The following is a 13,099-nucleotide window of genomic DNA, read 5'->3' as shown; positions in this document are numbered from 1 at the left end:
AAATGAAGGTAAAAGAGCAATTATCATCATTACAGCCATATAAACCAGGTAAATCACCGGAGCAAATGAAAGAAGTATATGGGGATCATTCATTTGTAAAATTAGCGTCAAATGAAAATCCATTTGGTTGTTCGCCACGTGTTATGGAAAAATTACAAAAAGCGTGGCATGAACATGCCTTATATCCTGATGGAGGAGCTGTAGAACTCCGCGAAACAATCGCAGAAAAACTGCAAGTTCAAAAGGAACAAATCATGTGCGGAAGTGGACTTGACGAAGTGATTCAAATCATCAGCCGCGCCGTACTTTGCGCAGGCGAAAATATTGTAACAGCGGGAGAAACGTTTCCGCAATATCGTCATCATGCAATTATTGAAGGGTGCGAAGTGAAAGAAGTTCCGCTAAAGCAAGGGGCATATGACTTAGATGCAATCGCTAAAGCAATCGATAACAACACAAAAATCGTTTGGATTTGTAACCCGAATAATCCAACGGGCACATATATTGATGAGCGAAAATTAAATGAATTTATAAATAGCGTGGATGACAGTGCACTAATTGTAATCGATGAAGCGTACTATGAATATGTCACAGCGAAAGACTTTCCAGAGAGCATACCGCTATTGAAAAAACATAAAAATCTTCTTATATTACGAACGTTTTCTAAAGCATACGGATTAGCATCATTCCGCGTTGGATATGCGATTGGACATGAAGAATTAATCGAGAAACTAAATGTTGTACGTTTGCCTTTTAATGTTTCTTCACTTGCACAAAAAGCAGCAACAATCGCTTGTAATGATGAAGAATTCATTACAGAAGTCGTTCGTGTAAATCGAGAAGGATTAGAGCAATACGAAAGTTTTTGTAAGGAAAATGAAATTCCATTCTATCCGTCGCAAACAAACTTCATCTTTTTGCCGGTAGATGATGCTGGAGAAATTTATGAAGCTTGCGCACACGCAGGGTATATTATTCGTCCGTTCTCAAACGGCGTTCGTATTACAATCGGAACAAGGGAACAAAATGAAGGAGTGATTTCAGTGTTAAAACAACACTTTGAAAATAAAAAACATAAGTCTCGAGATGAGGCCAATGTGTAAAAAGGTAGTATTAATTGGAACAGGATTAATAGGAGGCTCTCTCGCATTAGCAATTAAGAAAGAGCACGATGTAACGATAACAGGCTATGATATATTTAAAGAGCAGGTAGAGCGTGCGAAAGAATTGCATGTAGTAGATGAAGTGGCAATAGATTTACAGCGTGCATGTGAAGAGGCAAATTTAATTGTGTTTGCCTCTCCAGTTGAAGAAACAAAGAAGTTATTACACAAACTAGCGTCATTTCGTTTACGAGATGATGTAATAGTGACCGATGTTGGAAGTACAAAAGGAACAATTATGAATGAAGCGGAAGCTTTATTTTCAAAGAAAGTTTCTTTTATTGGAGGACATCCGATGGCAGGGTCTCATAAAACGGGTGTCGAAAGTGCAAAGGCGCATTTATTTGAAAATGCATTTTACATTTTAACACCGATGAATCATGTGCCAAATGATCAAGTGGAAGAGCTAAAAGTATGGTTAAAAGGAACAGGATCACATTTTCTCGTCTTAAATACAGAAGAACACGATTATGTAACAGGAATCGTTAGTCATTTTCCACATCTTATTGCGGCAGGTTTAGTAAAACAAGTCGAGAAACATGCAGGAGATAATCCGCTCATTCATCAACTAGCTGCCGGTGGATTTAAAGATATTACACGTATCGCATCTAGCAGCCCGAAAATGTGGAGTGACATTGTAAAGCAAAATCGTGAGCATTTAATGGTATTATTAAAAGAGTGGATCTCTGAAATGGAAGAGTTATATAAGACGGTTTCTAAAGGAGATGCAGATGAAATGCAAAACTACTTTGCAGATGCGAAAGAATATCGTGATTCTTTACCAGTGAGAAAAAGAGGAGCTATTCCTGCCTATCACGACTTATACGTCGATGTTTTAGATAAAGTAGGGGCATTAGCTCATATTACGAGTATTCTGGCGCGCGAAGAAATTAGTATTAAGAACTTGCAAATATTAGAAGCGCGTGAAGGATTGCTTGGGGTATTACGTATTAGCTTCCAAAGAGAAGAAGATCGTATGAAAGCAAAACTAGCGCTTGGAAAAGAAGAATACCAAACATATGAAACAATTTAAATGAGAAGGTGAAAACGTGAAAGAAAGAACAATACAACCTGTTAATAACGGATTGAATGGAACCATTACAATTCCTGGTGATAAATCCATTTCACACCGCGCTGTTATGTTCGGCTCAATTGCAGAGGGAAAAACAACAATTAAAGGCTTCCTACCTGGTGCAGACTGTTTAAGTACGATTTCTTGTTTTAAAGAAATGGGAGTAGACATTGCGCAAAACGGTGATAAAGTTATTGTAATTGGAAAAGGAATTGAAGGTTTACAAGAACCAAAAGCCGTATTAGATGTTGGTAATTCTGGAACTACGATACGATTAATGTCGGGAATATTGGCAAACACGCCGTTCTTTTCTTGCGTACAAGGTGATGCTTCTATCGCAAAAAGACCGATGAAACGTGTAACAGATCCATTAAAGCAAATGGGCGCCAACATTGATGGCCGAGAAGACGGGACGTACACACCACTAACAATAAGAGGTGGAGATTTAAAAGCAATTCAATACATTTCCCCAGTTGCAAGCGCCCAAGTAAAGTCAGCTATTTTACTTGCAGGTCTACGCGCAGAGGGTGTAACAGCTGTTACAGAACCGCACATTTCAAGAGACCATACAGAAAGAATGCTAGAGGCATTTGGTGTTACAGTAACTCGTGAAGGGAAAACTGTAAAACTAGCAGGTGGCCAAAAATTAACCGGAACAGACGTTCTAGTTCCAGGTGACGTATCATCAGCGGCATTTTTCTTAGTAGCAGGAGCGATTATTCCAAATAGTAAAATACAATTACAAAATGTAGGAATGAATCCGACTCGTGCAGGTATTATAGATGTTTTAGAGAGAATGGGTGCTACGTTCACTGTAGAACCAATTAACAAAGGAGCATCAGAAGCAGCTGCAAATATTACGATTGAAACATCTTCACTAAAAGGAATCGAAATTGGTGGGGATATTATTCCGAGGTTAATCGATGAAATTCCAATTATCGCATTAGCAGCAACGCAAGCTGAGGGAATTACGGTTATTAAAGATGCACATGAGCTAAAAGTAAAAGAAACGAATCGTATCGATACAGTTGTTGCTGAACTAACGAAACTAGGAGCTCGCATTGAGGCAACTGATGACGGAATGATTATTTACGGTAAATCAACTTTAACAGGCAATACAGTACATAGTTACGGTGATCACCGCATCGGAATGATGCTTGCGATCGCCGGCTGTATAGCTGAAGGGAAAACAACGATTCAAGATGCAGAAGCAGTAGGTGTATCGTATCCTACGTTTTTCGAAGAACTTCAAAAGTTAGCGAAATAATATGATGAGAGGCAGATGCGTAATGTATCTGCTTTTTTTTATGTGAACGCATGTCGTTATTTGTTTGTAAATCGATATCTCTTGTCGAATCGCTGATATATTTTAAGTTACGGTCGATTTATTATGAAAATCGCCGATATATTTCAAGTTGCGACCGATATAATTTTATTTACTAATCCGTAACCCCCAGAATTTATAGCACAATTAAAAGAAGGTAAGTTAGGAAATGCACGATGTTTGTTAAACACTTGATTTTTAAGCGCGGTTCATTAATTTTAGTGTACTTTACATCACTTGGTATAAGTGAACAAATTAGTTCACACTTATGTAGAGTCACTAAGCTGGAATGTTCCATTCTTTAGCTTCATCATGATTATTGCCTTAGGAGTGGATTATAGCATCTTCTTGATGATATGCTATAACGAATTGGAAGGAGATTCAAGAACAAAAATTGTAACAGCATCTCGTCATATAGGAGGGGGCGTATTATCAGCGGCGCTTATTTTAGGAGGGACATTTGCAGCTTTAATTCCTTCCGGTGTATTAACGCTTATACAAGTTGCAGCAGTTATTGGCATTGCCCTTTTACTATTAGCCTTAATTGTTATGCCGATTTTGTTACCGGCATTAATGGGGTTAACGAGTAAAATACAGAGTTATAAAAAGAAAATAATTGATACGAAGTAAATTCAAAAGGATGTCTTTTTATCCCGTGACACCTGAATTGCAGATGAAATAGGAAGTGGAAATGTCACCTTTTAGGTAACATTTTCATTGACAAAATCTTTTTTCAACAACGTAAAAACGTCTATAACAATCATTTGTTATAGACGTTTTTGATTAATTCGTTGGAGATGGAAATCTAGCTCCTTCAAAACGTGTAATGCTATTAAGTAAATTGATTGTACCAGCTACATTAGATATAAAAAACACCTCAACAATATCCTCACATTTTAACTGTGTAATGGTAGAAACGGAAATAATATTTTTAATCTCTATATTTGCTCCAAAGAAGTCATTATCAGCAGCCACCTCATGGCCATTTACTTGAATATTTATTCTTCCTCTGTAGGCCTCATTGAAATTACTAGGTGAGAAAAGAACACTTGCAGTCAATGAGTACACACCTTTTGTTTCAGGAATGAACATGGATGCAGCTGAGTTAAATTCATTTGCTAAATCAAATTGTATGTTAGGATATAAGACTTTAACTGTAGTATTGGCAGGTATTTGTTGAAGTGTAGACATGTTGACGGCTCTAAATGCTGATGGCCTTGTAGACTCGGAATTTTCTCCTCTAAGACTTCTATTTCTTCTTTGAGAAAGGAAATCTCTAGTTGCATTCAATCTATTTAATTTATCGTAATAAGAGCTCATAAGTATTTCTTCTCTCCTTCTTTATTTATCCTGATTTGCGGGCAGTAAGACGCCCACCTCTAGATTCAGAGAGAAACAAGGAAGAGAGGTGGGGAAATCAAATGTCCATAAAAGTCTGATTGATGAGGGTTAATAATCAATGGAGGATGACGAAATTCCCACTGATTAAAGTTTTATTTTTATATGGTATACAGGAGACATGATAAAAGTGATTAGTAGGTACAGCTTTTTGTTTTGCATCAAAATATTTATATATATTCCATCGACCTTTCTAATTTTTTTGATAGGATTTTATTTGTATGAGTACGAATGTAATAAAGGGGATAGGAGGAGATATTTATGAAAGTAGTTGAATTAGCAGAGCACCAATATAAAGAAGCGATTGCCTTATCTGAATATGCTTTTCAATATAAAGTACCGGAAGATCAGATTGAACAGCGTCTTACATTAATGAAAAAACACCATCAACTGTTTGGGGTTTTGGAAGGAAGTCAACTTGCAGCAAAACTGCATCTTCTTCCGCTAGAAATAAATATTGGCGATGCAATTTTTAAAATGGGTGGGATTGCAGGAGTAGCGACATACCCAGAGTATAGACGGAGCGGACATGTAAAAGAACTATTGAAGCATGCGCTGGAAAAAATGAAACAAGACGGATTTAGCGTATCTATGTTACATCCATTTGCGGTTTCATTTTACAGAAAGTATGGATGGGAACTATTTGTCAGTCGTTTCATATGCTCAATGACGAAGAGTGATTTAGTGATGCAAAAGCATGTAAAAGGGAATATAAGACGTTTTAATAAAGATAATCATCCAAATGAAATTGAGGCAATATATGAAACGTTTGCGCAACGGTTTGCAGGTATGTTAATTCGTAGCCGTGAATGGTGGAAGCAGGCAGTTTATCATGATTTGACGGCAGCGGTCTATTACAATGAAGGAAATGAACCTACTGGCTATATGTTGTACAAAATAAATGATTCAAAAATGACAGTAGAAGAATTTGTTCCGCTGAACAATGAAGCTAGAAATGGCCTTTGGAATTTTATTTGTCAACACGATTCGATGATAAAAGAACTTAAGATGATACTAAGTGAAACAGAGCCGTTACTGTATACTTTACAAGAGCCTCGAGTTAAGGCTGAACTTACTCCTTATTTTATGGTTCGAATTGTAGACGTGGAGCAGTTTTTAAATCAATATTCATTTGTTTGGAGTAATCAACAAAATGAAGTCATTTTACATATTTCAGACTCATTTGCACCATGGAATAATGTAACGGTTCAATTACAGAACAAAGAAATAGTAATGATTAATAAAGGAGAAACAGAAAAGCGAAACATAGGAGGAATCCATTTAAACATAAATGATTTATCAGCAATGTTATTTGGATATAAGCGTCCATTAGAACTATACGAAATTGGTACTCTTTCAGGAACTGAGAAAGAAGTAAAAGAGCTTGAACATTTGATTCCATTACATAGGCCGTTTCTTTATGATTTCTTTTAAGTGTTTTTTTATTTTTGGCTTAAAATAGAAAATTTCGATTGCTGAAATAGAAAGATGATTAGATATACCTTTAGATGGCTAAATATGTTATAGTAAATGAAGTATGTATATAAAAGTATCAAAATTGGAGGAACCACATGATTACAGTTAGTAACGTAGGATTACGCTTTGCGGACAGAAAATTATTTGAAGATGTTAACATAAAATTCACACCAGGTAACTGCTACGGTTTAATCGGAGCAAACGGTGCTGGTAAATCAACATTTCTAAAGATCTTATCTGGAGAAATTGACCCATCAACAGGCGATGTAAATATTACGCCAGGTGAGCGTTTAGCAGTATTAAAACAGAACCACTTCGAATATGAAGAGTTTCCAGTGTTAGAAACAGTTATTATGGGACATACACGTCTTTATCAAGTTATGCAAGAAAAGAATGCAATCTATATGAAAGAAGATTTCAGCGATGAAGACGGTATGCGCGCGGCAGAACTTGAAGGTGAGTTTGCTGAGCTAAACGGTTGGGAAGCAGAATCAGAAGCTGCTATCCTTTTAAAAGGGCTAGGCATTGGGGAAGATCTTCATGATAAAAAGATGTCTGAGTTAACAGGGGCAGAAAAAGTAAAAGTATTACTTGCTCAAGCTTTATTTGGTCAACCTGACATTCTATTATTAGATGAGCCTACCAACCATTTAGACTTAAAAGCAATTCAATGGTTAGAGAACTTCTTAATGAACTTTGAAAATACAGTTATCGTTGTATCCCATGACCGTCACTTCTTAAATAAAGTATGTACGCACATGGCGGATCTTGATTTCGGTAAAATTCAATTATATGTTGGTAACTATGACTTCTGGTATGAATCAAGCCAATTAGCATTAAAACTAACACAAGATGCAAATAAGAAAAAAGAAGAGAAAGTAAAAGAGTTACAAAACTTCATCGCACGCTTTAGTTCAAACGCATCTAAAGCGAAGCAAGCGACTTCTCGTAAAAAATTATTAGATAAAATTACATTAGATGATATTAAACCATCATCACGCCGTTACCCATTCGTTGGCTTCACACCAGAGCGTGAAGTAGGGAATGACTTATTAACTGTAGAAGGTCTTTCAAAAACAATTGATGGAGAAAAAGTGTTAGATAATGTGTACTTCACATTAAATAAAGGTGATAAAGTTGCATTTATCGGACGTAATGATATTGCAATGACAACATTATTTAAAATTCTTATGGGCGAAATGGAGCCAGATAGCGGTTCGTTTAAATGGGGCGTTACAACATCACAAGCTTACTTCCCAAGAGATAACTCTAAATACTTCGAGAACAGTGAATATAACTTAGTTGAATGGTTACGTCAGTTCTCTCCACAAGATGAAACAGAAAGTTTCTTACGTGGTTTCTTAGGCCGTATGCTATTCTCTGGTGAAGAAGTTAAGAAAAATGTTTCTGTATTGTCAGGTGGAGAAAAAGTTCGTTGTATGCTTTCTAAAATGATGTTAAGCGGAGCAAACGTATTAACACTCGATGATCCAACGAACCACTTAGACCTTGAGTCTATTACAGCGTTAAACAACGGTTTAATCGCATTTAAAGGAACATTACTATTTACATCTCATGACCATCAGTTCGTACAAACAATTGCAAACCGTATTATCGAAGTGACGCCAAACGGTGTAATCGATAAAGAAGCAACATACGATGAGTTCTTAGAAAATGGAGAACTTCAAAAACAAGTGGATGCAATGTATAACCAAAAATAATCTGCAGTCTGAAACCCTTGATCTTATTATAAGATCAAGGGTTTTTATTTTTTAGTATGTATTTCATAAAGAATAATAATGAAAAGTTATGGAGATAAATGATGTTATTTCTTAATAAATATGAATAATTATAGGGGATAAGAAGTGGGCAACAACTAAAAATATCTAATATATAAATGATTTAACAGTAACAAATCCAATTGGTAATTTTGGAAATAAGAATGTTTGCGAAGTAGATTATAAAGGTTTATAGTAATTGTGTCTTGTTATACGGATGCTCATTAGATATTAGTGAAGAAAAATGTTACAAATGTATTTCATTAAATATATACCTAGGTCAACATATTTCATAAGAAATAGTTGAATAAATAAAAGTTCAAACTTATAATTACTAATATTCTTCACATGGCTAAATAATTTAGAGGACTATTTGGAGAAGACACAAAAAAGAGAGATAGACTTATAAAAAATAAGCCTTGGATGAGTAAAGAGGTGGAGAGATGAAACAATTATTGTTAAAGAGCAGACGTGTTTTAAGTAATCACTTCGGTTTTTTCGTATTTGCAGTTGTGTTGTTTTGGTTGAAAACATATGCAGCATATGTGACAGAATTTAACTTAGGAATATCAAATACAATCCAAAAGTTTTTACTATTTTTCAACCCGTTAAGTTCAGCTGTACTATTTCTAGGATTGTCATTATTTGCAAAAGGAAGAAAATCATATGTATGGTTAATTATCATTAACTTACTCATGACAAGTCTTTTATATGCGAACGTTGTATATTATCGCTTTTTCAGCGATTTTATTACGTTCCCAACGTTAACACAAACAAATAACTTCGGAGAATTAGGCGGAAGTATTCTTGCATTATTACAACCGTATGATCCATTGTATTTCTTAGATACAATTATTTTACTTGTGTTAGTAGTAACGAAAGTTGCAAATCCAAAACCTATTCGTGTTGCAAAGCATAAACTTTCGCTTGTATTTATCTCAGCAATTTTAATTTTTAGTGTTAATTTAGGATTAGCAGAAAAGGATCGCCCTGAATTATTAACAAGAACATTTGACAGAAACTATATTGTAAAATATTTAGGGGCATACAACTATACGATTTATGATGGGATTCAAAGTATGAAAGCATCAACGGAACGAGCATTAGCTGATGGAGATAGTATGACAGGTGTGCGTAACTTCATCGCATCTAACTATGCAAGCCCAAATCCAGATTATTTTGGTAAGGGAAAAGGTATGAACGTTATCTATATTCATTTAGAATCGTTCCAAAATTTCTTAATTGATTACAAATTGAACGGTCAAGAGGTAACACCATTTTTAAATTCATTTACGAAAGATGCGAACACCTTGTATTTTGATAATTTCTTCCATCAAACAGGACAAGGTAAAACATCTGATGCGGAGTTCATGTTAGAGAATTCAATGTTTGGATTGCCACAAGGGTCTGTATTTACAACAAAATCTAATAATACGTATCAATCCGCACCCGCTATTTTAGGGCAACAAGGGTACACATCTGCAGTGTTCCATGGTAACTATAAAACATTCTGGAACCGTGATGATATTTACAAATCATTTGGTTTCAATAAATTCTTTGACGCAACCTATTACGATATGAATGAGAAAAATGTTGTAAACTATGGTTTGAAAGATAAGCCATTCTTTAATGAATCTATTCCGTTGTTACAAACGTTAAAACAACCGTTCTATACGAAATTTATTACACTATCAAATCATTTTCCTTATCCAATAAATAAGGAAGAGGCGACAATTAAACCAGCCCAAACAGGTGATTCATCTGTAGATACGTATTTCCAAACAGCACGTTATTTAGATGAAGCTGTAAAAAGCTTTATGGATTATTTGAAGCAATCTGGTTTATATGATAATTCCATTATTGTAATGTATGGAGATCATTATGGTATTTCAGATAACCATAATGCAGCAATGTCGCAAATAATGGGTAAAGAAATGAATTCATTTGAAAATGCACAGTTGCAACGTGTACCATTAATTATCCGTGTACCAGGTATGAAAGGGGGAGTTCAACATCAATATGGCGGAGAAATTGATGTGCTTCCAACGCTATTACATTTACTAGGTACGGATACAAAGAATTATATCCAATTCGGTACCGATTTATTATCACCAGAGCATAAGCAAGTTGTGGCATTCCGTAATGGCAACTATGTAAGTCCGTCTGTTACTGCACTGAACGGAAAATACTATGATACAAATACCGGGAACTCAGTAGAGGTAACGGATGAGATTAAACAAAATGAACAAATGGTTCAACAAACACTTAAATTTTCTGATCAAGTAGTAAACGGAGACTTATTAAGGTTCTATACACCAGAAGGATTTACGCCAGTAGATCGTTCGAAGTATAACTATAATCATCGTGATAAAAATAATAAGAAAGTAGAAACTATGCAGCAAGAAGGTTAAACGTAATAAAGTAACGGTAGTCTCCTTTATAAGGATAAATATCCTTGTGAGGGGGCTTTTTTATTTTGGAGCGCGATGTAATTTCACATACCGTATGGGTAGAGTATAATAACTATATGAAAAGAGTACAATTATTGCACAATGTAGAAACAAAAATTTGGACTTAATTTTATAGGAGATACGGGATACTATATTAGTAGAAAGTGATTGAAACCGCAAAAGAGAACAATATAAGTCCCTATCATTATCTTCTTTATTTGTTTGAAACACTCCTCAATATCAATTTAAACTATAAAGAAGAAATTGATAAAGTCTTGCCCTGGTCAACAGATTTTCCAACTAGATGCAGAGTGCCGAAAAAAAGTGAAGTAAACAAAAAATAACTCCAAAAACAACTTTTATTGTATATTTTGGAGTTACTTGACGTTTACATATATTTAATTCTGTCATACTAACGGGCATTACTATGTTTGTATAGACGATTCATACCCAAAGCAGCTAAAATAACCATAGATATAGTAACAGAATAATGATATCTTCCTGCAACTTCTACCAGCATTTGCGCCATTGTTAAACCAATAGCATAAAGACAAATAAAGAGCGCTGCTGATTTATTCTTATCTTTAAATGCAATAAATACACCTAACAGCGAAATAACAATTAAGAAACAATAAAAAATATCACATATAATCATATATCGGAGCTGATGGTCTAATACCGGGCTCGCGTATAAAACTGCTGCCCTATCATGGCCTAAGAAAATAATAAATTTATCAAAAAACAATTTAGCAAAATCAATATTATCATTTTTCAATCTATCCTTTGTATCCTCTAACATCTGTACTTGAGTATCGTTAGCAGTCCAGCCTTCTTTCTCACTATAATACATAAGTAACTTTGAGTCTTCTTCATTCCACGTTCCTAAGCTTTCTTTGTTAAACCCTACATACATGTTATACCCAGGTGCTTTTGCTATTTCTTCGCCTAATCGTGCAGTTGTATAGTTGTGTACAACTGCAGAAAACACAAAATAGCCAGCTAACACCGTTGTTATATATACAATTTTTTTAAAAAGGATATTTTTATGACCAAGATGTTTTATATCAATAACAAATACCCAAACAATTAATGCAATAATAGGTACCGCTGCAATTGGGCGTACCATATTCATTAATGCAAGCAATAGGGACAATAAAAGAGAGTAAAAAATGAGCTTTATCATACCTATTTTAGATAACTTTTCATCAATAATAATCATAATAACCCAAATTAACAATAGCTCAGTACAATAAAGGGGTTCCGACATTGCAAACATATTATAAATTGTTTGTGAAGGTAACAGAATCCAAAATATACTCGCTATGGTTGCCGTTCTTACTCCATCAATTTTTCTACCTATGAAATATATTAATGTCATTGATATCGTAGTTAGAATAACATTCACAATAGGTGGAATCATATAACTTGTTCCAAATATTTTGAAGAAAACACTTAAAAATAATGAGTATCCGAAAATATGTGGAAATAATGCTACATACCGACTCTCAATTTGGAAATTTGCACTTAAAGCTTCCGCTGTATTATAGAAAGTTGCATAATCGACAAGTGGTTCAATTTTGTACAAACAAATCCATGTTACTTTCACTACAAAACAAGTAAGTAGTAATATAATGAAACATTTCTTTTCATTTAACTTTTCAATATATAAAGAACCTTTTCTTAACATAAAGATTCCTAACGTACTTAAAATTAGAAAAGCCAATAATAAAATCATATAATTATCTTTTTTTATATCTGTAAAATAAGTAAATATTAATACTGCAGCAAAAATCCCATAGAGAGCATATATAAAACGTGTTGAAAAATTAGAAAATCCTTTTAAAAGTGTAAACAACCTTGCCACTCCTTTATTTGTCTTCAGTTCCAATGTCATACAATTAGCCACTGCATATACTTGGCTTAACTAATAAAATCGTTAAAGTAATCATCGATTTATACAAAAAACTTAAGATGGTTATTATACATATATTTACTATATTTTTTTTATTTTTTATAAAAATGAGGATACTACATTATGAAGAAATTTTTAAAGTTTAGCTTAATAGGAGTATTAAATACGCTTATCACAATTATTAGCTACATATTTCTCATTAAAATTGGTATGAATTACCTTATTGCTAACTGCTTCGCTTATTTAATTGGTGTTGCTAACAGCTATTATTGGAACAAAAATTGGGTTTTTGAATCGAAAAATAAAGATGTATCATTATTTTTTAAATTCCTAACTGTAAATTTAATTGTATTAACTGTTAATACAATTAGCCTGTTCATATTAGTTGATAAACTTTTCATAAATAAGTTTATCTCACAAATTTTTTCTATCGGTGTTGGTATGATTATAAACTTTTTCCTTAATAAACTTTGGACATTCAACAAACAAAACCATTTCCAATAAATTAATATATAATGCTGCTACA

At 34.1% G+C, this 13,099-nt stretch carries 9 protein-coding genes and 2 pseudogenes; 9 read left to right on the top strand and 2 right to left on the bottom strand.

All coding sequences use genetic code 11. The features are described 5' to 3' along the window. The first annotated feature begins 2 nt into the window (after positions 1–2). The 4 genes and pseudogenes from hisC to LOK41_RS09550 form a co-directional block, all read left to right on the top strand. Positions 3–1,103: a histidinol-phosphate transaminase gene (gene hisC, locus LOK41_RS09565; RefSeq protein ID WP_241816254.1), complete on the top strand. Its 1,101-nt coding sequence runs from the start codon at positions 3–5 to the stop codon at positions 1,101–1,103. Continuing rightward, on the top strand, positions 1,096–2,196 hold the full coding sequence (gene tyrA / locus LOK41_RS09560; protein WP_241816253.1) for a prephenate dehydrogenase: 1,101 nt from the start codon (positions 1,096–1,098) through the stop codon (positions 2,194–2,196). The genes hisC and tyrA overlap by 8 nt, the downstream gene beginning before the upstream one ends. 16 nt (positions 2,197–2,212) lie before the next feature. Beyond that, on the top strand, positions 2,213–3,502 hold the full coding sequence (gene aroA / locus LOK41_RS09555) for a 3-phosphoshikimate 1-carboxyvinyltransferase (protein WP_241816252.1): 1,290 nt from the start codon (positions 2,213–2,215) through the stop codon (positions 3,500–3,502). 251 nt (positions 3,503–3,753) lie between these two features. Continuing rightward, positions 3,754–4,189 (top strand): annotated as a pseudogene (locus tag LOK41_RS09550) (MMPL family transporter); the annotation flags it as partial. A gap of 153 nt (positions 4,190–4,342) precedes the next feature. On the opposite strand, the gene LOK41_RS09545 reads toward LOK41_RS09550, so the two are convergent. Continuing rightward, positions 4,343–4,750, bottom strand: a complete 408-nt coding sequence (locus tag LOK41_RS09545; RefSeq protein ID WP_241816251.1) for a hypothetical protein — start codon at positions 4,748–4,750, stop codon at positions 4,343–4,345. A gap of 468 nt (positions 4,751–5,218) precedes the next feature. On the opposite strand from LOK41_RS09545, the gene LOK41_RS09540 reads away from it, so the two are divergent. From LOK41_RS09540 to LOK41_RS09525, 4 genes and pseudogenes are all read left to right on the top strand, one after another. Next, positions 5,219–6,391, top strand: a complete 1,173-nt coding sequence (locus tag LOK41_RS09540; protein ID WP_241816250.1) for a GNAT family N-acetyltransferase — start codon at positions 5,219–5,221, stop codon at positions 6,389–6,391. A 137-nt stretch (positions 6,392–6,528) separates the two neighbouring features. Then, positions 6,529–8,154, top strand: a complete 1,626-nt coding sequence (locus tag LOK41_RS09535) for an ABC-F family ATP-binding cassette domain-containing protein (RefSeq protein WP_241816249.1) — start codon at positions 6,529–6,531, stop codon at positions 8,152–8,154. Positions 8,155–8,654: 500 nt separating this feature from the next. Next, positions 8,655–10,622, top strand: coding sequence for a lipoteichoic acid synthase (gene ltaS, locus LOK41_RS09530; protein WP_241816248.1), 1,968 nt, complete (start codon positions 8,655–8,657; stop codon positions 10,620–10,622). A 203-nt stretch (positions 10,623–10,825) separates the two neighbouring features. Beyond that, positions 10,826–11,005, top strand: a pseudogene (locus LOK41_RS09525) (transposase domain-containing protein); the annotation flags it as partial. Positions 11,006–11,073: 68 nt separating this feature from the next. Here LOK41_RS09525 and LOK41_RS09520 read toward each other — a convergent pair. Further along, on the bottom strand, positions 11,074–12,516 hold the full coding sequence (locus tag LOK41_RS09520) for a hypothetical protein (protein ID WP_241816272.1): 1,443 nt from the start codon (positions 12,514–12,516) through the stop codon (positions 11,074–11,076). Between the two features lie 180 nt (positions 12,517–12,696). Between LOK41_RS09520 and LOK41_RS09515 the strand changes: the two genes are divergently transcribed. Next, the gene (locus LOK41_RS09515) at positions 12,697–13,077 is read left to right on the top strand and encodes a GtrA family protein (RefSeq protein ID WP_241816246.1); all 381 of its coding nucleotides are present in this window, start codon (positions 12,697–12,699) and stop codon (positions 13,075–13,077) included. Positions 13,078–13,099: the final 22 nt, after the last annotated feature.

It is taken from the genome of Bacillus sp. TL12, assembly GCF_022625245.1.
Taxonomy (GTDB): Bacteria; Bacillota; Bacilli; order Bacillales; family Bacillaceae_G; genus Bacillus_A.
This window is presented reverse-complemented; position numbering and strand designations above follow the sequence as displayed.

Bases quoted from the DNA above. Each gene is read 5' to 3' on its own strand.
- hisC (WP_241816254.1), top strand. From the start codon at position 3: ATGAAGGTAAAAGAGCAATTATCATCATTACAGCCATATAAACCAGGT.
- tyrA (WP_241816253.1), top strand. From the start codon at position 1,096: ATGTGTAAAAAGGTAGTATTAATTGGAACAGGATTAATAGGAGGCTCT.
- LOK41_RS09545 (WP_241816251.1), bottom strand. From the start codon at position 4,750: ATGTCTACACTTCAACAAATACCTGCCAATACTACAGTTAAAGTCTTA.
- LOK41_RS09540 (WP_241816250.1), top strand. From the start codon at position 5,219: ATGAAAGTAGTTGAATTAGCAGAGCACCAATATAAAGAAGCGATTGCC.
- LOK41_RS09535 (WP_241816249.1), top strand. From the start codon at position 6,529: ATGATTACAGTTAGTAACGTAGGATTACGCTTTGCGGACAGAAAATTA.
- ltaS (WP_241816248.1), top strand. From the start codon at position 8,655: ATGAAACAATTATTGTTAAAGAGCAGACGTGTTTTAAGTAATCACTTC.
- LOK41_RS09515 (WP_241816246.1), top strand. From the start codon at position 12,697: ATGAAGAAATTTTTAAAGTTTAGCTTAATAGGAGTATTAAATACGCTT.